Consider the following 22,967-nt stretch of genomic DNA (forward strand, 5'->3'; position numbering starts at 1 on the left):
TCACTCAAAAAAGCTGTCGAACGCCTAGCCAATGCTCTGATAATAACACCAAGCAGTCGTACTCATCTTGGCTGACTATCGTATCGTGTAACATCATCGTATGCAACGTACTTAGCCACTGCCTATAATCATGGTAGACGTAAGGATGAGCAGTGCTATCAGTATGCTCATTATAATCTATTTGATAACCATTCTGTGGTTTCTCTTGGTCACTATAATACTGCCAACGCGCATTAACAGGCGCTATAAAAATAGGCACTGCCTGTATCAACGCCAATAATTGTACACCATTTAAGCTTTGGGCTGTCAACAACAGCCACTGCAAATTGGCATCACTGACCGTTGCTAGCTCAATATCAATCAAGCGTGCATGACGTCTTAAATCCACAATATAGTGAGCCACACTGGCATGATTAAAATGTAGAGTCGAGCTATCCCATACCGATATCATCTGACCTTTGATATCTTTTGATAAGCGGTAAGCCAATAATATCAAGATCGACTGCCTAGCAATACATAGATTCTCGAATATCTGACCAGAAGGATCAAGCTGGGTCAAAATACTGCCTCTACTCGCCTGCAACTCTTGTTGCCATGCCGCTTGTCTCACTGGCTGCTTATCGTTTAAAACATTAAACAAGGCAGGCAATAACAATTGCATATGTAGTGCTTGCCATAAGGATAGAATAGATGGAGTATTGTTTTCTGGAAAAGTGCGCGTTGGCTGAGGCGTGTCGCTAACAGATTTATCGCTTAATACCTGATGAGCAAATGTCTCGCTCAAATCAGTGACAAGTTGTCTTTTGATTAAGGCTAACATGCCCTGCTGATAACGCTCAAGCATGGTTCGACATTTCTTTTGCTGCATATAATACTGATAGCTACAGTCATCATGCTGGCTTTCGTGTTTTAATCGTAGCGCGTCAATGGCGGCTTTAGATAAATCGTAGTTGCTTAATTGTTTTATACATGATGTGATCAGCGCACTGTCCAAGCGGCGATCAAGGCTGGCAATTTTTTCTAGTAGCTCATTATCTATCTTATGCGGTAATATTTTTGCAGCGTTCACCGTCGCCTCTATAGCATTATTATCCGTAGCAATAGGTATCGTAGGTAATTTATGCCAAATCACTGTCAAGTCATAGCTTACCGCTGTCGATAACGTCTGACCCTGATGACACAACATAGCCGCCTCAATCAGTGCCTGCGCTCCCAGCGGATGATGACTATGATCGATTATATATTGCGGTAACGCGGCTCTTCTTACGTCTTCACTAATAACCAGCTTTGTACTAGGCAATTCGCTATGCGATTTTGCTTGCCAAGGCTTTAGCAACTTTTGGCTATCCGTATCTAATGTACTTACTTGCAAGCGTCCATCGACGATGATATCGGTTTCTGTGATGAACTCAAGTTCTGACTCATTGTCCATGAGAGTACCAAAAGGCATGACTGAGCCACTATCATTAGTGTTGTTTGGGGTTTGGAGCAATTGTTCGTCAGCTGAAGTTTCGATTTTTTGATTACTAGACAATATTTGCGATCGAAAGGTTGTTTTTTCTTGATAGCTGCTGCTTAGACTATTTTTTTCTGTTGTTTCCCAATTGCCCAATCGACGCTGTTCATATATTTGCTTTATTTTCTGCTGATTGAGCTGTTTTTCTTTAGCAATTTTTATGGCAAAACTGTGGTAAGCACTGGTATTGATCGCCGTCATACGTTCGGCTAGACTAGGATGAGTCGCAAACCATGACACATCGCCCAAGTCTGCACCGCTACTGGCAAAGAAGAAATGACTGAGTCCATTGAGATTGCCGATGCCAGTCAAACGCGAGCCAACTGCATCTTGGTGAATGGCTTTTAAGGTTTCTATAATGTCAGGTGAACGCGTCAGCTGCACACTGGTTGCATCCGCCAGTAGCTCACGCTCACGGTTAAAACTGTGTTTAATCAGCTGAGCACTGGCCATACTTGAGAAGCTAAACGTGTGTAATAACAATGTCCACACACTGCGCGATGTTGACCAATCACTAGTCGCTCGATTGGGTAACCACCTCGACTGCTTTTTAGCTTGTGATTGCTGTCTTTGTGACTGTGTTTGCCAGTAGGCAATCCAATCACTATGGTTCTTAAAGTTGCCAGTCTGCGCCTCAGTACGCCTTGCATGACTGTCCACAGTACTTTGCGACATTTTTGATAAAGGCATGTGGCGACTGCCTGCATTCTCAAAGTAGTCACTTGGGTTGTTGCGAGAACCATAACCAGTATTATCAAAAGGATCGCTCCAATCATATAATATCTGTAAGCCTGCAAGCACGACCATTAACTTTAGATTGAACCCAGCATCCCCATGTAGTATATGACCGTATTCATGCCCAATGAGTCCATACAACCCCTCATCAGACAACTTATCCAGTGCCCCTTGCGTCACGACAAGCACCATATCCTGATGATGACGACCAGCGACAAAACCATTGATACCTTGTTCATGAGGCAGTACATAAAGGATAGGCATATGCACACCTGAAGCAATGGCTAACTGCTGGGCAATCTCATAATAACGACGATACACAGATGGCAAATCGCGCTCATCTCGTACCGCTATATGACGGGAGCTGTAACGTACTTTTTGTATAGGTATATGCTGATGAGCAATCCCGCGGCTTTGCTCCCACTCATCTTGACTACGATCAATAAATAGTCTCACCGCCCCTACTCTCTGAGCGATAGCGCGGCCACCTGCTTTTAGACGACGATACTCTAAAAAACTACCACCAATAAAAGTACCTAAGACCCATATCGTGACCAGCACCAATACCCAATGATAAATACCATCCATAAATAGCGTCAACAGTAGCACCATAACAGCAAGCGCTACTGCCATATGAGCAAACACAATAATAAAAAACAGCCCATACAGTAATAAGCTGCGTTTAGTACGTATTCGCTGGGCACCAAAAAAATCCATCTAGTTGTCCGACCTAAAAGTAACCGAATGCATTCGATATCAGCTCATATTTACAACTGGTGCTTGAGCAATGGTCTTTCTATCTTCGAAGACCAATGGACTCAAAGGACGAAACCCAAAGGTTGTGCTAACTAGATTATTTGGGAAGACCTCGCGGTCATTATTATAAAACATGACACTATCATTATAATGCTGACGCGCAAAACCAATACGGTTCTCAGTATTGGTCAACTCATCCATCAGCTCTTTGATCATGCTGTCAGCTTTTAGCTCAGGATAGGCTTCCACTACAGCAGAAAACTGCCCCAAGGCTTTGGACAACATATCTTCTGCTTTGGCAAACAAAGCCATGTGCTCAAGCGAATCTGGCTGGTGCTTGCTTGATGCTTGCAAACTCTGGGCATGGTTACGCGCTGCAATGACGCGAGTAAGGGTCTCTTGTTCGTGAGTCAAATAACGTTTGGCTGTCTCAACCAAGTTTGGGATCAAATCATGGCGGCGTTTAAGTTGAACATCAATTTGAGCAAAACCGTTTTTTGCTTGATTGCGCGCACGCACCAATTTATTAAAGATCGCAACCCCAAACACTACTATCAACACAACAAAGGCAATAAACAACCAAGCAAACATCTTCATAGTCAGATTCCGAAACGTTTAGGGTTAACAAAAGTTAGTACCTTGTATTTTAACCCATCTTAATCGATATCATCTCGGAATTAGACAAAAATTCTGCAAAAAAAAGCCCTTTATAATTAAGGGCTTAACGTAATACACAGGAACTTCTAACTATTTTTTGACACAGGAGTCAAATTTTAGGCAAAAAAAAGCGACTCCATCAGCACATCCTCGGCACACATTGTGACTATTACCGTTGCTACCTTCCGGTCCTGGCGGGATTCATAGAACAATGTTGCGAGGCTACCAATGGAGCCACCAGTCGCAAATTATACAAGAATTTTTTAGCATTGCAACCCCCTTTACCAAACTATTTGTTCTATTACCCAAAATAAATAGTAACCATAAGTGACAAAATTCTAACAGCAGCCTTCTAAAATTTTGTTATTTTAGTCAGGAAGCTGGGCACACATGGTCTATATAATAAATGGCCATCTAACAAATAAAATGAACAGCTTTCAATAGGTACATAAGTTTTATGTGACTAAAACTTATATTGATATTAACTTAGGAGATATTTATGAAAACAACTTTACTTAATCAAGCAGCACTGACTACTGGTACAGCCCTTCTATTAACTGCCATGATGGGCGGCGCGCATGCAGAAACTACTGGTTATGACCAGCTTACTTTTCAAGCAGAAGTAAAAGAAGAAGTCCAAAATGATGAAGTACGTGCGAGCTTATACAAAAAAGCCCAAGCAACCGATTCTAAGACGCTAGCCAGCACTCTCAATACAACCATCAACAACGCAATGAGAATCGCTAAACGCTATCCTAGTGTTACGGTCAGTACAGGTCAACAAAGTACCTATCCTCGCTATGACAAAAATGACAAAATCATTGGCTGGACAGGACAAGCAAATATCGATTTGAAAAGCACAGACTTTGCAGCGACGAGCCAACTTATTGCAGACTTGCAAGAAACGCTAGTCATGGACAATTTAACGTTTGGGGTTTCCGATACTAAAAAAGACGCTCTAGAGCAAAAACTGATGACTGACGCCTCTCGCGCATTTCAACAGCAGGCCAAAAACCTAACGCGTGCATGGGATGCTCGCGGTTACCGCGTGGTCAATGTCAATCTAAATACAGGTAGCAACTACCCACGTCCAATGTACAGTGCGATGGCAATGAAAGCTGAATCTGCTGATGCTGTACCAAGACAAAACTTTGAGTCTGGTAACAGCACCATTTCTGTGACCGCCAATGGTACGATTGAGTTGACCAAATAAGTCACTCTTTATCTAAAGTAAACCAAGATTTTTATACTAAAAAGGCAAGCGCTATCAAAAGTGCTTGCCTTATCTTTTTTAAGTTTATTCAGGATATAGCTAGACCGTGTTCTCGTTTTAAAAATAGTGATAAAAATGAGATAAATTGCAGTTAACTTAAGGATTGGCGGTTCCCTTTTGACGCATTTTTAACATAACCTTTTGATGCCATGGTAAGTTTTGATAGGCCAGAAGCTGTTTGGCAATTTTCTTATTATTTTGTAATGTTGTATTGTTTTGAATCACGTAGACGGTACGCGTTATTTGCTGGAGAATCCCACCCTTCTGATTTTTTACCACCGCTTTTATACTATGCGCACCTGGTAGAATATCGACGGTTGCAATCGAGGCACTCAAGCCTTGAGCGACTTCCTTATTGTCAAAATAGATGCTGACTATATCGCCTGTTTGTAGGGCTGGCTTGATTTGCACATTCACATTGATATTTTGTGCTGGACGACGGTAGGCACGCTCTTCGCTCGGTTCAGCGATGGCAAGCTGATAGTTCACTTGTGCCTCCGGCTTAGTAGTGACTTGCTGAGTATCAGACAGCTGAGTACTTTTAACGTTGTTGCTTGTGCCATCGTTACTCATACTATTGCTACTTGTGTTATTGTCGTTTGGATTATTACTATTCGATCGACTGCTCTCACTCCCTGTCGTGATGGCCATCTCAGTCACTTTTTTGCCTGCTTGCTGCTCATGGTTTTGCGGACGGTCAGTAAACGTTACTTGCCCTGTATTTTCATCAACAATCTTATAAATAGGTGCAGCAGTGGCCATGGTCATACAAAAACTGGCGGCGCTAATCATCAAACTGGATAATAAAATCTGTGGCAATTTATTATTCAAAACGGTATTTTTTATTAAAAAAGTCATGGTCAGTTCACCTTACTGATATTTGTTATGAATAGCATGACCGATATTATGCGGTACTTTTGCGGTTAAATCAGTAGTAAATGTACAGAAAATGCTCTTGTCCATTTATACTATGATTGATTTAAAATATACAGTCAAAATACTATAAAAACGCTACGGCAATACTGATATCAATTTTTGCAGCATCGAGCTGCGTAGGCACGGCAAGCAAGAAAAATTAATATCAGCAAAGCGTGATGTATCGATATTACTTTTCACTAACTATATATGGTTGGTTAAAAATATAAAAAAACCAGCTAAGATTCACTTAGCTGGTTTTATTTATTACGTCGGTTTTACTTTTGAGCCAAAAATTAGCAGCTGTAGTACATGTCAAATTCAACAGGGTGCACAGTGACATTAAGACGTTGTACCTCTTCTTCTTTCAAGGCAATAAATGCTTCTAGCATATCTTTTGTGAATACATCACCTTTTAACAAGAACTCATGGTCATCACGCAAAGCTTGTAGAGCTACATCTAAGCTCTCAGCAACCGTTGGGATTTGTGCTTCTTCTTCTGGTGGTAAGTCATACAAGTTCTTATCAGCCGCTTCGCCTGGATGCATTTTGTTCTGGATACCGTCAAGGCCAGCCATCAATAGCGCTGCAAACGCTAAGTATGGGTTTGCTGTTGGATCAGGAAAACGTGCTTCAACACGAACCGCTTTAGGGCTGCTGACATGCGGAATACGGATAGAGGCTGAGCGGTTAGAGGCTGAATAAGCCAGTTTGATTGGCGCTTCGTAATGTGGCACCAAACGCTTATAGCTATTCGTTGATGGATTGGTAATTGCGTTTAAGGCACGAGCATGCTTGATTACACCGCCGATGAAGTACAAGGCTGTTTCAGAAAGGCCTGCATACTCATCACCAGAGAAGGTGTTAACGCCATCTTTTGAGATAGACATATGCACATGCATACCTGAACCATTATCACCAACGATTGGCTTAGGCATGAAGGTTGCAGTTTTACCAAACTGATGCGCTACATTGTGCACAACATATTTTAGTTGCTGAACTTCATCTGCTTTACGAACCATGGTATTGAATGCAACACCAATCTCAGACTGGCAAGAAGCCACTTCATGATGGTGTACTTCTACGCTGCCTTCACCAATAATTTCTTCAATACGTTCACACATTACTGCACGCATATCATGTGAGCTGTCGATTGGTGGTACTGGGAAATAACCGCCTTTTACGCGTGGACGATGCGCCATGTTGCCCCACTCGTAAGTCTCGCCTGTCGACCAAGCGGCTTCTTCAGCGGTAATCTTATGGCTTACACCTGACATATCGACTGACCATTTTACATCATCGAATACAAAGAATTCAGGCTCAGGACCAAAGTACGCAGTGTCGCCAATACCAGTAGACTTCAAATACTCTTCAGCACGGCGCGCGATAGAGCGTGGGTCACGATCATAACCTTGCAGTGTTGATGGTTCAATAATATCGCAAGTTACTACTACAGTCACAGCGTCAAAGAACGGGTCAATAAAAGCAGTCTCAGGATCAGGACGCAAGATCATATCTGATGCCTCGATACCTTTCCAGCCTGCAATAGATGAGCCGTCAAACATTTTACCGTCTTCCATGACTTCTTCATCAACGCTATGCGCTGGGAAACTGATGTGTTGCTCTTTGCCACGTGTATCAGTAAAGCGGAAGTCGACCCATTTTGCATTAGAGGATTTGATAAGGTCTAGTAGTTTGTTTGACATAAATAGTCTCCGTTGTGTAGATCACATTATTGCGATTCAGTTATTTAAAGATTTGGTTGTTTAAAAGCATTACTGCACTTTTCTGGTTTAAGAATAAAGGTTATGTGTGCATTAAAAGTGACATCGTGTTTTTAACAGCTTAATAGCGTGGTGCCTTTAATATTATGCGTGTCATTATCAGCACTATTAATATTATTAGTCAAGAGACTCATTTAGAGCATTGTGATGATCAGACTACTAATTTTCTCAAAACCTGCCAAATCAGTTCTCATCTTATCCTAATAATCTGTGACCCATCATGCCGAACTCTTGCGGCACGTGTCAATCATCATTTTTCAGCGGCATCATAACCATAAATCACCATAACATTAGTGGTGCAAACGCTGTGCCAATATTTTTCTGATAGTAATAGAACAGAGTAAGAATAAATTTATTACTATATTTTTCAAATATTTATATTCTTGAAAAATATTTTTTTACTTTTTAAAAAAAGTCCTTACTCACCTTCTATATCAAATTGCTCACTGGCTTTCTGATTAACGCACAATTATGGTGCATATATAAGCGCCATCATCACGCGATTTGTGTGTTTTTAGTGCGACATGATGATTTAAACTTTTAGCCTTGGACAATTCAAACCTAAAATACATAGAATAAATGTCTTTGAGCTTATGACCTGGATCGTGAGTCGTCTTTACGCCACATTTGATAGAGAACAAAATAGTGGTAAGATAACCGCGTCTTATCAAACCGATTTAGCAGTATTGCTTATTTTGGTAAAGTACGGGTTGTGGTAAGACGCTACAATATAAAGATTCTGTAGATAAATATGTGTCTCTACCTATAAGTTGAAAACCTAATGATTCTAATGATCGATAATTACGACAGCTTTACGTACAACATCGTACAGTACTTCGGTGAATTAAAGCAGGAAATCACCGTTTGGCGTAACGATCAGATCACTATCGAGCAAGTGAGCGCTTTAGCACCTGATGTGATTGTCATTGGCCCAGGCCCTTGTGACCCTGATCGTGCGGGAATATCTTTAGAAATCATCGAAACCTTTAAGGGCGTCATACCCATATTAGGGATTTGCTTAGGACACCAAGCGATTGGCCAAGCCTTTGGTGCCCAGATCGTTAAAGCTGGTAAAGTCATGCATGGACGCTTATCAGCCATTTATCATAATAATAAAGGCATCTTTGCAGGACTGCCAAATCCATCGCAGGCTACTCGCTACCACTCCCTTGTCATTGACAAAACCAGCCTGCCCGATTGTCTAGAGCTGACTGCTTGGACACAAAACAGCGATGGCAGTATTGAGGAAATCATGGGCATTCGTCATAAAACGTTTGCTATCGAAGGTGTGCAGTTCCATCCTGAGTCTATCCTAAGTGAATCAGGATATCACCTGCTCAATCGCTTTTTGCAAACCCATCAGTTGGCAGTATTAGCCGCAGACGATTTGCCCCAAGTTGGCTAATTACTAAATAAAATCAGTATTAATAATAAAAGTCATTTATAAAAAATAGTAAGAGAGACAATAATGAATACATCTAAAACGACAGAAAATACTAGCCCGACTGATATTGCGCAGCTGTCTGATGAAGATACTCATAAGCTTTTGACCACAGCATTAGCAAGAATATTTCAGCATATCGACTTAACTTTTGATGAGATGTATCAAGTGATGCTCATCATCATGCAAGGCAGATGTAGCGATGCCATGATGGGTGCGATTTTGACGGGTCTGCGCATGAAGGGAGAGTCTATTGATGAGATCACTGCCTCAGCCAGCGCCATGCGTGATTTGGCAGCGAACATCACGCCAAAAAACTGTGACTATCTGGTAGATATCGTAGGTACAGGTGGCGATGGTGCAAACTTATTTAATGTCTCCACTGCATCGGCCTTTGTGGTGGCGGCGGCAGGCGCACAAGTTGCCAAACATGGTAACCGCGGTGTTTCAACCAAGTCTGGTAGCTCAGATCTACTTGAGGAAGCTGGTATTAGTTTGACCCTCACGCCTGAGCAAACCCAAGACTGTATCGAAACCCAAGGCGTTGGTTTTTTGTTTGCTCCCAATCACCATAGCGCCATGCGCCATGCCAATCCAATACGTCGCGAATTAAAGTCTCGTACGATTTTCAATATTTTGGGGCCATTGACCAACCCTGCTGGCACGCCAAACTTAGTTATTGGTGTCTTCACGGCTCAGCTTTGTGAACCCATTGCAAAAGTCATGAAAAACTTAGGCGCCCGTCATGTGATGGTTGTTGGTGCGAAAGATGGTCTAGATGAAATCAGCCTTGCCACCTCTACCACTGTCGCTGAGCTAAAAGATGGAGAAGTGAGCGTTTATGAGATGATGCCAGAAGATGCAGGTATCGAATCACAAACGCTAATCGGTCTCGATGTTGACTCTTCGAAACAAAGTCTTGAGCTGATTCGTGCGGCTTTATCAGGAGTAGAGACCACTGATCGCTCTGTCCTAAAAGCCCGTGACATGATTGCCTTAAATGCTGGCGCAGCGATATATACCGCCGGTCTTGCCAGCAACTATCCTAATGGCGTTAGCCGAGCTCAAAGCATTATTCAAAATGGTGATGCGCTGATTAAACTTGAGTCGTTAGCCACATATACACAGCAGTTGGCAGCCAAAGCTTAAATAAGAATTGCTATCAGTATGTGAGCTTAGCCCTTACTCTTTATTGACATTTAACACTATTCGGATACCAGCATGACCACAACTCATACACATATTCCCACCGTACTACAGCGTATTGTCGCAACCAAAGTAGAAGAAGTAAAAGCCGCCCGTGAGGCCTTATCGCTTGAAGATTTAAAAGCGAAAGTCGCAGCAGAGACAAAGCCGCGTCGAGGCTTTGCAGCCGCGCTACGAGCTGCTGACATTGGGATTATTGCTGAGATCAAAAAAGCCTCTCCTTCTAAAGGAATCATCAATCACAATTTTACACCAGCTTTATTTGCAGAGCAGTACGAGCGCGCTGGTGCCAGCTGCTTATCGGTATTAACGGATCGTGACTACTTTCAAGGTGATGATACCTATCTCATCCAAGCCTCTAATGCTGCAAGCTTGCCGGTATTACGTAAAGATTTTATGATTGATACGTATCAAATCTACCAATCTTACTTGATGGGAGCAGATTGTATCTTGCTGATCATGGCATGCCTTGATGACGCGCAAGTACGGGAGCTGCATGCATTGAGTATTGAGCTGGGGATGGATGTACTGATAGAAGTACACACCCAAGCTGAACTTGAACGCGCCCTACAATTACCTCGCTCACAGCATAATATTTATGGTATTAACAACCGAGATTTAAATACCTTTGATGTCAGCCTACAAACCACTCTTGATCTGAAAAACTTGTTGGTTGAAGCGCTAAATACAGACCTTGATAACAAAGCGCCAAAACCGCTGATTGTCACAGAAAGTGGCATTCACAGCAGTGACGATATTCGCTTGATGCTAGATCACGATATTCAGCACTTTTTAATCGGTGAGCAATTTATGAAAACTGATCACCCTGGCCAAGCGTTACAATCCTTACTTGCGGGCGTTGCAGCAGACGGGTAAAGTGACTGTAAGAAGTAACCTGAATCAGCTATTTTAAGCTTTGAGAAGATTAAATCTTTATTAAAGCTAATCGATTATTTTTACACAGTATTGGCTATCATACGTAGTATGAGCCTCTTCATTCATCAATCAACGATACGTTAACTTTTATGTCAAACTCTCTATTTTCAAAAGAAATGCAAGACCAGCTCAAAGAATTAAAAGGCCAATTGAGTAAAGGGCGTGATACCAATGCTCCTGAAGGCGAAAATCAGAAGCCCACCGAACCTGTGTCATTACTCACCCAAAAGCAGGTCAAAAAAACCGTAAAACAGCTAGACAGCGAGCATGTCGATGACGATAAAGTGCTGTTTATGCAAGCTATGCATGGTGTTAATCAACTTGAAGACAAAAACGTGCGCTCACCTACCAGTACGGCAAGAGCACGCAAACCTGATGCGGCAACTTTGTCGAAACGTGCGGCTGCGCAAGGCAGTGACACAATCGATCTAGGCGCTGGCTTATCAGACATGCAAGCACTATTGAACCCTGTGGCAGGTGAAGCATATCTTTCTTATAAGCAGCCAACCTTGCAAAACAAGATTTTTGACCAGCTTAAAAAAGGCAAGTTACGTTGGTATGATGCGGTCGACATTCATGGTTGCACCATCGAAGAAGCACGCGATGCAATGACGCAATTATTGAGCCAAGCCAAGCAAAACAATGAAACCATGGTAAAAATCGTTCATGGTAAAGGTAGCGAAGCCATTCTAAAAACTTGTGTCAATGGTTGGTTACGTCAATTGCCAGAAGTATTGGCATTTTGTTCAGCACCGCCAAAAGATGGTGGTAACGGTGCGGTATTGGTATTGCTAAAAAAACCCAAAGTTGATGGCGAGTAAGTTATAGCACTCAAACATAAAAAAGGACTGCAAATAAGCAGTCTTTTTTATGTCGCTAGTACCGTGCATCATATACCACCTACCTTTAAGCAAGGTTTTATATTATCTTAATGCAGATATCTTTTTCGTTGTTAAGGAGCATGCAGTATGAGCGTAAATACGATTGAAAATACACAAGCGCTAGATGAGCATATTGCAGCGTTGATCGCTATTGAACCAAAATTCGCCTCTGTCTACAGGCAAGTTGGTACACCAAGCCTAAGACATAATGCTGGTGGGTTTGAGCAACTGATGAGAGCCATGGTAGGTCAACAGCTGTCTGTAGCAGCGGCAGCGAGTATTTGGCAACGACTAATAGATGCAGGTTTGACGACTCCGCAAGCAATTGATAAAGCCACAGATGAGACGTTACGTATACAAGGGTTGTCTAAACAAAAAACGCGCTACGTTCGCTCATTAGTTGAACATAATATTGATTTTAAGGCATTAGCGATGATGCCAGATGAATCAGTCATCAAAACATTGACTGCTGTGACTGGCATTGGACGCTGGACCGCAGAGATGTACTTGCTATTTTCATTAAAACGCGCAGACATACTTGCTGCAGACGATTTGGCAATTAAAGTTGCGGCAATGGAGATACTAGAACTGTCTGAACGTCCAACGCCGAAACAATTAACAAATCTGACTCAAGACTGGGCGCCCCATCGCAGTGCAGCCAGCCTATTACTATGGTCATATTATGGCTTGTTGCGTAACAAGACCGCCATCCCCTTATAAACCATAAATCCTTTTATCAGAATTACTAGCAAGTCTACTCAAACTATATGCTTAGAACTGATTCCATATAGAAAAACCCAATTTTCTTTTTTCTTGCTTGTTGGCATGTCTAAAGGTGCTTTTCCTCAATAATCGGCTTTTATTTCTCAATGATCTAAAGGGATGGCTGTGTTTGCCAGCTTCCGATTTTTTCGTTTTTTGATCAGTTTTGTCATTACTTTGAGTATCATCGCTCTCTTTATCCAATACAAAGTTGTAACGGTCACTCTTATCATCAGTAGAAATGACCTCGCTATCATTTATATTGTTACCATTAGTTGTCTCTTCACCATCATCTATATCGTCATCTTCTGAAGTTGGATCAAACTCATTTTGATTGACAATAAGCTGCTGTGTTGGTAGCGCATGCTCGACTTTATACTTGGCCACTTGGGTCAACAGATCGACAAACAAAACGTTTTGCTTGTCATAGAACTCTCCAATTCCATTGGCATTAATGTAAGCCTGTAATTGAATGACATAACAGTCTTGTCGTAACTCTAAAATATTGACCTGGTTCCATTCTTGATTGGTTAAATAATGCTCATTTAAATATTCATCTAGCTCTTTGACCATTTTAAAGACTACATCGATATTGGCCGTACGCTTGATATATAGCTGATGAAAGAAGCGGAACATATCACGTGAGGTAAAATTTTCAATCTGCATTGATGAAAAGTCGCCGTTTGGTACAGTAACTACCGTACGTGTCAAGGTACGCACACGCGATGATCGAATTCCAATGTCAATGACAGTACCTTCGTAAGTTCCAAACTTACAATAGTCCCCTATTCTTACGGGTGAATCTGCTACGACAACGACACTACCAACTAGGTTTTCAATGGTCTTTTGTGCACCAAGTGCCAACGCTAAACCACCCACACCTAATGCGGCAATACCGGTCGTCAAATCAAAACCTAAATTGCCAAAAATGACGATAACAGCGAATATCAGCAGTAACGCTTTGACGACTTTACGCAGTAAACCCAAAATCGAGACACGTTCAGTATAGTTTTTCTTATAACTTAAATTCACCGCTCGAGTAAATATGGCATCGATAACTCGAAGCAGCAACCAAGTCAGCGCAAGCCAAGAGGCAATCTGAGTAAAGCGGTTGATAGGCTCACGTAACGTAACGGATACGCCAGCGTAAACCATAACCTCAGACAATATCATCGCCATAGTGACCACGGCCATTGGCAAGATCACTTTGTCAGGTAGCGGTAAAGGTACACCACGTATGCGAGGATACGCAATTCTCAATAGATGATATAACAACCAGACCAGGATATAAGTAAGCACAAAACTACTGACAATCATGGTTAAAGCTGCAACCAAATCAGCCATTTCATAACCAAAAAGCTTTTTGCCTTCTAATGACCCTAAGGTATAACGAGATACCAAGGTTGGTTCAGTATTTTCTATGACTTCGGGTATGGAGCTAAGAGTCTCACTCGAAAACTGCCAATACTGCTCACCTTCTTTAGATACCACTCTCTCTAGTATTAGTGAAACGCTTTTGTCACCAACACTGATGACGCCGACATTCTCTTGGCTCGGGGGTAATTGGTCAGTTAAATTGCCTTCAGGATTATTATTAATCTGTAAATCTGGCTGAAAACGCCCGCCAGCATCTAACGCCTGCTTAAATTGTCTGACAATCGTGGTTGGATTGTCAGACTTTGACAAGTTGAGATAATTACTCGCCAGCAAATAATCATTCTCACTCAGCGCACTAATAAACCCTTGTACCGCATGTCGTGGCGTATCGCGTCCAAAAGAGTCTGGTAGCGGTGTACTCGTCGACGACTCCTCACTGCTACTTCCACTGATACCAAGAGCGCTAGGCTCAGCAGCAAAGGCTGTGCTAATCGATAATAAACTCATCACCATCGCAAGCAAAAACACACTTACCGCTAAGGATATTTTTTTGGTCAGATACGATAGAGACAACCCAGTATTGACAATCAAATTACGTTCAATAGACAAAACAAACCTCTTAGCTTGATAGGCACTACAACTAAAATGGATAAAACGGTTGCTTATGATAGCAATTATTTATAACAGCAATGCTTTTGATTACGCATTTACATAACTCTATATATGATTACTCTATAATTCGCTTTTTCTTATATCCATAAATGTGAAAAATCCTCTAAATAATTAACAAAATAGAAGCCAAAACCGTCAGATAAAACTCTCTCTTGAAAATTATTCAGCTTAGCGTGAATAAATATTAGATTAAAGTGGTTTATAAATGAAGTGGTTTTGTAGATAATGGCGGCCTGTAAACTAATTATTACTTTTTGTAATTTTTACCTTCTTGACTTTCACTTTTGTAACTTCTTTATTTGATTAATTTGGAATTAAAAATGGTTTTATCACGCTCATCTTCTACTGCCTATCTTCGGTTATGTATCTTAAGTGCCCTTGGCGTACTTACTATAAATGCCACCGCAGCACCCAACGATGCAAACGTTATCAACGATGATGAGCTACCGAAAGTCGAGCTTGATAAAATTGTTGTCACTGCTACGCGTACGCCTACTAAAACCAGCAACATCATTGCCCAAACTAGAGTCATTGATAGCGAAGAGTTGCAACGCTATCAAGGTCAGACAGTAGTTGACGTGCTAAAAAGTCAATCTGGTATTAATATCTCTCAAAGTGGTGGTATGGGGACTATCAGCAATTTTTATATGCGTGGTTATGACAGTAAGCAAGTCCTTGTACTAATCGATGGCATTCGCTATAGCTCTATTTCTACAGGAACACCTTCATTAAACCTATTGTCGGCCGACCAAATTGACCGTATTGAAATTTTATACGGTGCTTCAGGTTCTAGCATTTATGGCTCTGATGCCATGGGCGGTGTTATTCAGATTTTTACCAAGGGTAGCCGTGTCGATCAATCTAACGTTTCTACCACTATTGGTTATGGTAGTCACAATCATTATCAAGTTGGTGTAACTGGGCAACTTAAAAACGATACGTCATCGTTGAGCTTAGGTGTCAGCCGTAATAAAACGGATGGTTTTAACGCGATTGCTAATAGTAATGCTTTTGACTACAACGCTGATGATGATGGTTTTGAATCTACCAATGCCAGTTTGGGCTTACAGCATAAGCTTTCGGATTCTTTAAGCACAGGACTCAGTGCATTATATTCTGATTCTACAACTGATATCGATTCTGCTGGTACTTTATTCCCAAATGCTTATTCGGATCAAAAGAATGGTAGTGCCAATGCTTTCATTCAACATCAAACGCCACTGACCATAACGAAGCTTAGCTATGGTCAGAGCATCGATAAACTGACCTCTCACGATAATAATTCTATTAATTATCAAGAAGGCAGTAAATTTGATACCACTCAAGAACAAGCACGTTTAGAGAGTCAGATTAATGCGCAACCGGGAACTGTGACTGTCGGCGCTGAATGGTTGTCTCAAAAGCTAGATGCATCAGATGTATTAGATTTTTCTAGCGGCTCTGCTGCTCAAACTGCTTATCGCCCTGACGATAGAACCGTTAAAAGTGCTTTTGTTGGTTATCAATTAGCAGATACTTATTATGATTTACAAGCCAATTATCGCGTTGATGATAACTCTCAATATGGTAATGAAAGTACTTATAACGTAGGCGCTGCTGTGCGTCCATTGGACGGTATGCGAATCGGCGCAAGCTATGCGACAGGCTTTCGCGCACCAACTTTTAATGACCTATACTACCCTGGCTATAGCAATCCCGACTTAAAGCCTGAAACCAGCAAAAACACTGAAGTATTCGTAGAGTACAATAAAGGAAATCAAATCTCACGCCTTACTGGCTATCACACAGATGTCGAAGATTTAATTGGCGGAAATACCAATACAGGTGAAGCAAAAATTAAGGGAATAAGCCTTACTTCAGACTGGCGTATGGACTCGTTCTTATTTGGTTTAGGATATGACTACTTAGATGCTAAAAACAAAACAGCCAGCAGCCCTAATTATAATAATAATCTTGTTTACCGCCCGCAGAACAGTGGTTTAATATATATTGGCTATCAACAGCCTACCTTTAATGTACGCCTTGAAGCTAAGCACACGGATGATAGATTCTCAGACGTAGCCAATCAAACTAAGCTAGACAGTTACACTCTGGTGAACTTAAGTGGTAGTGTTTATCTTGCACCTAACTTACGTGCTAACTTACGTGTCGATAACTTAACGGATGAAGACTATACTTTATCTAATCAGTTCGGCACAGAGTATGCAACGGATGGCATCAACTACTTTACCTCACTAACCTATAACTGGTTCTAATCCTGAACACTTAACCGCACAAAACCACTAAGAATAAATAGGTCACCAATTGGTGGCCTTTTTTATGATAATTAAAATCATATGCCACTATTGCCTATCATTTACCTTATCCAATAGGTGACAAGCTAGGCCTCATCTATTACAATAACGACCTCCGAGAGGTGTTGCGCCATAATGATGGATGGCAGTGTTTATATCGAAGCACTTGCTATTCAACCCTTATGTTAGGCTCGGTTAACTGTTGGTTATCTATTTTAGGTCATCGACAGCGCAAATAACGGCACCTGCGTTTTTATTCTTTTTATCATAAATCAACCACTGATAGGAGCATATTATGGACGCAGTGTCTAACACCCCATCTGCCCATACGATCGATCCCTCTTTCACTGACTATAAAGTCGCTGACATTAGCTTAGCTGATTACGGCCGCCGTGAAATCACGCTTGCTGAAGCCGAAATGCCTGCCCTAATGGGCCTGCGTCGTCGCTACGAAGCAGACCAGCCACTCAAAGGCGCAAAAATCGCTGGCTGTATCCACATGACGATTCAGACTGCCGTGCTTATCGAAACGCTAGTTGCGCTAGGTGCTGAAGTACGTTGGACCTCATGTAATATTTTCTCAACTCAAGATCACGCAGCGGCGGCCATTGCTGCAGCTGGTATCTCTGTCTATGCTTGGAAAGGCGAAACAGAAGCAGAGTACGAGTGGTGCCTACGTCAGCAAGTACATGTTGGCGGCGAAGCATCAGGTCAGCTTTGGGATGCCAACTTAATTTTGGATGATGGCGGCGATTTGACCGCCCTGATTCATGATGAGTATGCTGAGCTCCTTGACAACATCCATGGTATCTCAGAAGAGACCACCACTGGTGTTCACCGTTTGGTTGATATGTTGAATAAAGGTACGCTAAAAGTACCAGCTATCAACGTCAATGACGCGGTCACAAAGTCTAAAAATGACAATAAATATGGCTGCCGTCATAGCTTAAATGATGCCATCAAACGCGCTACCGACATGTTCCTTGCTGGTCGTCGTGCTTTGGTTATCGGTTATGGCGATGTGGGCAAAGGTTCTACTCAGAGCTTGCGTCAAGAAGGCATGATCGTACGTGTGTCAGAAGTCGATCCTATCTGTGCCATGCAGGCTTGTATGGATGGTTTTGAAGTATTATCACCATACATCAATGGCGACAATACTGGCGGCGCAGAAAACATCAATAAGCGTCTGCTTGAAGATACAGATATGATTGTCACGACGACTGGTAACTATCATGTTTGCGACAGACACATGCTAGCAGCATTGAAGCCTGGTGCTGTGGTTTGTAATATCGGTCACTTCGATACCGAAATTGACACCCAATTTATGCGTGACAACTGGCGCTGGGTTGAGATCAAGCCGCAAGTTCATCAAATCTTCCGCTCAGATGATGAAAACGATTATCTAATTTTACTTGCTGAAGGTCGTTTGGTGAATTTAGGTAATGCAACCGGTCACCCATCACGCGTGATGGACGGCTCATTTGCTAACCAAGTATTGGCACAAATGTATCTGTTTGAAGAAAAATTCGCTGAGCTGCCAGTTGATGAGCGTTTTGACAACTTATACGTCAAAGTACTACCAAAGAAGCTGGACGAAGAAGTAGCAGCAGCGATGGTTGCAGGCTTCAATGGTACACTGACTAAGCTGACTGAAAAACAAGCTGAGTACTTAGGTGTACCAGTTGAAGGTCCATTCAAACCTGACGCTTATAAATACTAATCAAAGTACTGAGGAGCATGACTATGAGTAAGCCTGCTTTCTCATTTGAATTTTTCCCTGCCAAAACTGATCAGGGACGTGAGAAATTACTGAGTACTTTTGATGAGCTAAATACATTGTCACCAACTTACTTTTCAGTGACCTATGGTGCTGGTGGCTCTACTCGTAGCCGCACCTTAGACATTGTGCAAGCACTAAGCATGCGCGGTGACACTGATATTGCACCGCATATGTCGTGTATCGGTGACGATAAAAGCGAAATTGCTGAGTTACTTGAGCATTATAAAAGCTTAGGTATCAACCGCCTTGTTGCACTTCGTGGTGATTTGCCATCGGGTCAAGTTGGTATGGGCGAGCTGCCGTTTGCGTTAGATTTAGTGAAGTTCATTCGTGAGCATTCAGGTGATCATTTTCGCATTGAAGTGGCGGCTTATCCTGAAATGCATCCACAAGCACGAAGCTTTGAGTTCGATGTTGACAACTTAGTAAATAAGTTTCAAGCAGGCGCGAATGCAGCTATTACGCAGTTTTTTTATAATGCTGATAGTTATCTTTATCTGCGCGATACGTTAGAAAAACGTGGTATCAATACCATTGACCAGCCTTTGGTCGCTGGTATTATGCCAATCACCAATTCTAGCAACCTCATACGCTTTGCTGATAGCTGTGGCGCTGATATTCCTCGCTATGTACGAAAGCAGTTATTTGACTATGGTGATGACAGTAAAGCCATCCGTGAGTTTGGTTTTGACGTGGTCTACCGTCTGTGCGAGCGCTTGATTAGCGAAGGCGTGCCAGCCATGCATTTTTATAGCATGAATAAAGTTGAGCCAAATAAACGCTTGGTAGAAGCCTTGGGGTTGACTGCGTAAGCTTGCAATATATTGATACCTTAATGACTGGCGCTCTTAGGAGCGCCAGTTTTTTGTTGCCGTTGTTATTTTTATCCATTGGCGACAGAAAAAATAATAAATGTAGGATATCACCTACCAACAATAATACCTTTACCTTCTGTAATGATATTCTGCTAAGATATTTGAGCATACTATTATTTAAAATATAGGACTAAGTGACTGTGCGACGTTTTTTTTATGCCGTTAGTGATGACATCAATACCGATAAAGACACCCCCTACTCTCGGCTGGATGCTTTATCTATAGGTGCCAGTATTGAATTAACAGACAGTATTGTTCACCACTGGTGCCGTGTATTGAGAGCCAATGTTGGCGACCAAGGCATCCTATTTGATGGCTTTGGTGGTGAATACCAGGTGCAGTTGCAGACCATCAGTAAAAAACACGCCACTGCGACCTTACTTTCGCATTTGGCTGATGATCGAAGCAGCTCTCTCATGACCCAAATCGGCTTAGTCATGAGTCGTGGTGAGAGAATGGACTACGCCATCCAAAAATCCACTGAGCTTGGTGTTACTGCCATTCAGCTACTTAGTAGCCATCACGGCGAAGTCAATCTCAAGCCAGCACAAGTAGAAAAAAAGTTGGCGCATTGGCAACAAGTGGCGATTGCTGCTTGCGAGCAATGTGGACTCAATCGTCCGCCCCTTGTCATATCACCTTTATCGATTGGGGATTGGCTGAGCAATCTATCTATCCATTCTTCGAATTTAGCGTCGGCTGTCAGCCCTATTGTCGCTGCACTCAGCCAAGATCCTTATTATCAAGTGCTACAACACTCAGCAGATTTGCGGATGCAGCTCAGTGTACCTGCCGCAGGACAACCTGATATGCCTGAGTCGTTGCCTAAGATTTTGAAACAACAGGCGTCTTATATTCAGCTATTGATTGGTCCTGAGGGTGGACTTAGTAATGATGAATGCAAGCAAGCTCTTGAAAAAGGTTTTGAACCTTGGCAAATTGGTACAAGAGTTTTACGTACTGAGACAGCTCCAGTCGTTGCCCTTGCAACGATGCATGCTTTAAGTCTTTAACATGCCAGCGTCTCATACATGTAAATCCATTTCTGATTCACCTTTGACGTTATGAGTTCCATTATGACTGATTTCACGCCTATTTCTATCGCAGACAAGCAGCAACTACTCGCCACATTGTGCGAGCAACTAGAGGATGCTGTTTTTATTTTAGATGCAGATTTGCGTTATCTGGCCGTTAATGCCAGCTATGAGATGATTATTGGTTATAGTGAGACGTTTATACTAGGGCGGCCACTGGGTATTTACGCAGCAGAATTTTTATCAGAAGAAGAAAGAGTTGTCTTAAAAGACATTATCCAGCAATTAGATATCAATGGTTTTTATGAAAATGACTTCTCAATGCCAAACCGTTACGGACAGGTCATTGAATGTCATATGACGTATCGTAAAATCTGTATTGAGCAGAGAGTGTATTATGCTTGCATGGTACGTGATATGTCTTCAATCGTTAAAGACCGAAAACAAGTCGCACATTTGCTCAATTATGACCAGATTACTGGCTTACCAAACCGCAAAGTATTTTTGAGTCAAACCAGCGATCTATTGTTAGACAGCTATCAAGAAGTGGTCATTGTCCGTCTAAACATCGACCGCTATCGCAACCTTGCCAGCTTACTGGGTCCCGATGACATTAACACCCTGGTTGAAGATTTTGTCAGTCGTGTCAAAGATCTTAAATTGGACAACTTACACTGTTTTTCTCACTTTGGTGGTGATGATTTTGCTTTATTGTTTGAGTGTACTGACGCCAATTTGATACGGCATCAGCTAGACAGCTTAATGCAAATGTGTGAACGCCCTTTTTCATTAAACGGAAATACTACGACTGATACCAATATCTACTGTCATATTTCTGTCGGAGTCAGTTATTTTCCTGAAAACGGCGACGACTTAAAAGAGCTGCTGGCCAAAGCCGAAAAAGCGTTGCACTATGTCAAACAGCAAGGTGGTGATGACATTTGCTGGTATGAAGCAACTATCAATGAGGCAACTGATGACAGTTTACGACTAGAAGCAGAGCTAAGAGATGCTTTTAATGAAGGTCAGTTTATCCCTTATTATCAACCAAAGTTTGAACTAAAAACAGGTATCATTACAGGTTTTGAAGCCCTTGTACGTTGGCAGCATCCAACGCGTGGACTGCTAAAACCCCACCATTTTATCAATGCCATTATCAATAATCGGCTGTCGTTTGAGCTGTTCTCACAGATGGCCATTCAAATTGCTAAACAGCTCGCCATCTGGCGACAAAAAGGCTTTTGTCAGCACATTTGTGTCAATGCTGATGCTGCCGAATTTAGTCATCCTGATTTTTTTGACATGGTAAATCGTTTGCTCAAAGAGTACGCCATTTCTTCTCATCAATTTCATATCGAAGTCACAGAATCCTCTTTGATTCAGCGTCACTCTAATATCAGACAAAAACTTAATTTGCTCAAAGAGCTGGGCGTTTTTTTGGCCTTGGATGACTTTGGTACGGGCTACGCCTCTTTAAGCTACCTTCAAGAATATCCATTTGATTTTATCAAAATTGATAAGAGCTTTATCTCTAATATCACAACTGATCATATCCAGCGTGCGATTGTAAAAGCCATCTTAGACTTGGCTACTGCCCTTGACATGCAAGTAATTGCCGAAGGTATCGAGACTGAAGAACAGCGTGATGTTTTGTTAGACATGGGTTGTCAACAAGGACAAGGCTATTGGTTTGGCAAACCTGTGGCGGCGAACGTGGCAACTGAAATGCTGGTTAAGCAATACGCTTCTTAATCCATTCACACCATCTCCTTTATAATTTTTCAATAATTCTAATAATTTCAGTCATTTATACATCTATAATTTTCCCCCTTACCGTTGATTGCCCAATCGATGCAAGATAGGTTCATGACTTATCAGTGCTGTGACCAAACTTGTATAATCGCCTATGAAAGCCTATCTTTTATGATGAATTTGTTAGATTGAATCAAGTCATACGCCGACTCTGACAATTACCATTCTCTTCGATAAATACTGTAAATAATTGATAACTGCATCAATCAGCGTTACTGCCTATTTTTCATTTAGGCTCGCTAGATTGAAGTGGGCAACATC

The 22,967-nt window shown here is 41.9% G+C and carries 16 protein-coding genes and 1 other RNA gene; 11 read left to right on the top strand and 6 right to left on the bottom strand.

Going from position 1 to position 22,967, the window contains the following annotated elements; translation table 11 throughout:
- Positions 1-4: 4 nt before the first annotated feature.
- From FW759_RS01240 to ffs, 3 genes are all read right to left on the bottom strand, one after another.
- Complete coding sequence (locus tag FW759_RS01240) at positions 5-2,968, bottom strand: M48 family metalloprotease (protein WP_446441947.1); 2,964 nt, start codon at positions 2,966-2,968, stop codon at positions 5-7.
- A 39-nt stretch (positions 2,969-3,007) separates the two neighbouring features.
- A complete protein-coding gene (locus FW759_RS01245; protein ID WP_446441948.1) occupies positions 3,008-3,604 on the bottom strand; it encodes a LemA family protein in 597 nt (198 codons plus the stop codon).
- Positions 3,605-3,798: 194 nt separating this feature from the next.
- Positions 3,799-3,895: signal recognition particle sRNA small type (gene ffs / locus FW759_RS01250), an RNA gene on the bottom strand.
- A 268-nt stretch (positions 3,896-4,163) separates the two neighbouring features.
- Between ffs and FW759_RS01255 the strand changes: the two genes are divergently transcribed.
- A complete protein-coding gene (locus FW759_RS01255) occupies positions 4,164-4,877 on the top strand; it encodes an SIMPL domain-containing protein (protein ID WP_446441949.1) in 714 nt (237 codons plus the stop codon).
- A gap of 156 nt (positions 4,878-5,033) precedes the next feature.
- Here FW759_RS01255 and FW759_RS01260 read toward each other — a convergent pair whose 3' ends face one another.
- Positions 5,034-5,795, bottom strand: a complete 762-nt coding sequence (locus FW759_RS01260; RefSeq protein ID WP_095570566.1) for a DUF4124 domain-containing protein — start codon at positions 5,793-5,795, stop codon at positions 5,034-5,036.
- A 353-nt stretch (positions 5,796-6,148) separates the two neighbouring features.
- Positions 6,149-7,558, bottom strand: a complete 1,410-nt coding sequence (gene glnA / locus FW759_RS01265; protein WP_062844656.1) for a type I glutamate--ammonia ligase — start codon at positions 7,556-7,558, stop codon at positions 6,149-6,151.
- Positions 7,559-8,417: 859 nt separating this feature from the next.
- Here glnA and FW759_RS01270 point away from each other — a divergent pair.
- The 5 genes from FW759_RS01270 to FW759_RS01290 all read left to right on the top strand — a co-directional run bounded on the left by FW759_RS01270 (position 8,418) and on the right by FW759_RS01290 (position 12,820).
- Positions 8,418-9,041 (top strand): anthranilate synthase component II, encoded by a 624-nt coding sequence (locus FW759_RS01270; RefSeq protein WP_353669849.1) that lies wholly within the window; start codon positions 8,418-8,420, stop codon positions 9,039-9,041.
- Between the two features lie 63 nt (positions 9,042-9,104).
- On the top strand, positions 9,105-10,226 hold the full coding sequence (trpD, locus tag FW759_RS01275) for an anthranilate phosphoribosyltransferase (protein ID WP_446441950.1): 1,122 nt from the start codon (positions 9,105-9,107) through the stop codon (positions 10,224-10,226).
- A 72-nt stretch (positions 10,227-10,298) separates the two neighbouring features.
- On the top strand, positions 10,299-11,159 hold the full coding sequence (trpC, locus tag FW759_RS01280) for an indole-3-glycerol phosphate synthase TrpC (RefSeq protein ID WP_446441951.1): 861 nt from the start codon (positions 10,299-10,301) through the stop codon (positions 11,157-11,159).
- Between the two features lie 149 nt (positions 11,160-11,308).
- The gene (locus FW759_RS01285; RefSeq protein ID WP_062844660.1) at positions 11,309-12,040 is read left to right on the top strand and encodes a Smr/MutS family protein; all 732 of its coding nucleotides are present in this window, start codon (positions 11,309-11,311) and stop codon (positions 12,038-12,040) included.
- A 147-nt stretch (positions 12,041-12,187) separates the two neighbouring features.
- Positions 12,188-12,820, top strand: coding sequence for a DNA-3-methyladenine glycosylase family protein (locus FW759_RS01290; RefSeq protein WP_446441952.1), 633 nt, complete (start codon positions 12,188-12,190; stop codon positions 12,818-12,820).
- A 51-nt stretch (positions 12,821-12,871) separates the two neighbouring features.
- On the opposite strand, the gene FW759_RS01295 is transcribed toward FW759_RS01290, so the two are convergent.
- Entirely contained in the window at positions 12,872-14,848 is a 1,977-nt protein-coding gene (locus FW759_RS01295) for a mechanosensitive ion channel family protein (RefSeq protein ID WP_446441953.1), read from the bottom strand.
- Between the two features lie 383 nt (positions 14,849-15,231).
- Between FW759_RS01295 and FW759_RS01300 the strand changes: the two genes are divergently transcribed.
- The 5 genes from FW759_RS01300 to FW759_RS01320 all read left to right on the top strand — a co-directional run bounded on the left by FW759_RS01300 (position 15,232) and on the right by FW759_RS01320 (position 22,646).
- The gene (locus FW759_RS01300) at positions 15,232-17,166 is read left to right on the top strand and encodes a TonB-dependent receptor plug domain-containing protein (protein ID WP_446441954.1); all 1,935 of its coding nucleotides are present in this window, start codon (positions 15,232-15,234) and stop codon (positions 17,164-17,166) included.
- Between the two features lie 334 nt (positions 17,167-17,500).
- Positions 17,501-18,925, top strand: coding sequence for an adenosylhomocysteinase (ahcY, locus tag FW759_RS01305; RefSeq protein ID WP_353669855.1), 1,425 nt, complete (start codon positions 17,501-17,503; stop codon positions 18,923-18,925).
- Between the two features lie 23 nt (positions 18,926-18,948).
- Positions 18,949-19,797, top strand: a complete 849-nt coding sequence (metF, locus tag FW759_RS01310) for a methylenetetrahydrofolate reductase [NAD(P)H] (RefSeq protein ID WP_446441955.1) — start codon at positions 18,949-18,951, stop codon at positions 19,795-19,797.
- Between the two features lie 203 nt (positions 19,798-20,000).
- The gene (locus FW759_RS01315; protein WP_446441956.1) at positions 20,001-20,873 is read left to right on the top strand and encodes a 16S rRNA (uracil(1498)-N(3))-methyltransferase; all 873 of its coding nucleotides are present in this window, start codon (positions 20,001-20,003) and stop codon (positions 20,871-20,873) included.
- Positions 20,874-20,936: 63 nt separating this feature from the next.
- The gene (locus tag FW759_RS01320) at positions 20,937-22,646 is read left to right on the top strand and encodes a putative bifunctional diguanylate cyclase/phosphodiesterase (RefSeq protein ID WP_443567105.1); all 1,710 of its coding nucleotides are present in this window, start codon (positions 20,937-20,939) and stop codon (positions 22,644-22,646) included.
- Positions 22,647-22,967 lie beyond the last annotated feature (321 nt).

It is taken from the genome of Psychrobacter sp. 1176_08, from assembly GCF_052850615.1.

What these genes read in the sequence shown, in the direction of transcription:
- FW759_RS01240 (WP_446441947.1), bottom strand. Translation starts at nt 2,968, where the DNA reads ATGGATTTTTTTGGTGCCCAGCGAATACGTACTAAACGCAGCTTATTA.
- FW759_RS01245 (WP_446441948.1), bottom strand. Translation starts at nt 3,604, where the DNA reads ATGAAGATGTTTGCTTGGTTGTTTATTGCCTTTGTTGTGTTGATAGTA.
- FW759_RS01255 (WP_446441949.1), top strand. Translation starts at nt 4,164, where the DNA reads ATGAAAACAACTTTACTTAATCAAGCAGCACTGACTACTGGTACAGCC.
- FW759_RS01260 (WP_095570566.1), bottom strand. Translation starts at nt 5,795, where the DNA reads ATGACTTTTTTAATAAAAAATACCGTTTTGAATAATAAATTGCCACAG.
- glnA (WP_062844656.1), bottom strand. Translation starts at nt 7,558, where the DNA reads ATGTCAAACAAACTACTAGACCTTATCAAATCCTCTAATGCAAAATGG.
- FW759_RS01270 (WP_353669849.1), top strand. Translation starts at nt 8,418, where the DNA reads ATGATTCTAATGATCGATAATTACGACAGCTTTACGTACAACATCGTA.
- trpD (WP_446441950.1), top strand. Translation starts at nt 9,105, where the DNA reads ATGAATACATCTAAAACGACAGAAAATACTAGCCCGACTGATATTGCG.
- trpC (WP_446441951.1), top strand. Translation starts at nt 10,299, where the DNA reads ATGACCACAACTCATACACATATTCCCACCGTACTACAGCGTATTGTC.
- FW759_RS01285 (WP_062844660.1), top strand. Translation starts at nt 11,309, where the DNA reads ATGTCAAACTCTCTATTTTCAAAAGAAATGCAAGACCAGCTCAAAGAA.
- FW759_RS01290 (WP_446441952.1), top strand. Translation starts at nt 12,188, where the DNA reads ATGAGCGTAAATACGATTGAAAATACACAAGCGCTAGATGAGCATATT.
- FW759_RS01300 (WP_446441954.1), top strand. Translation starts at nt 15,232, where the DNA reads ATGGTTTTATCACGCTCATCTTCTACTGCCTATCTTCGGTTATGTATC.
- ahcY (WP_353669855.1), top strand. Translation starts at nt 17,501, where the DNA reads ATGGACGCAGTGTCTAACACCCCATCTGCCCATACGATCGATCCCTCT.
- metF (WP_446441955.1), top strand. Translation starts at nt 18,949, where the DNA reads ATGAGTAAGCCTGCTTTCTCATTTGAATTTTTCCCTGCCAAAACTGAT.
- FW759_RS01320 (WP_443567105.1), top strand. Translation starts at nt 20,937, where the DNA reads ATGACTGATTTCACGCCTATTTCTATCGCAGACAAGCAGCAACTACTC.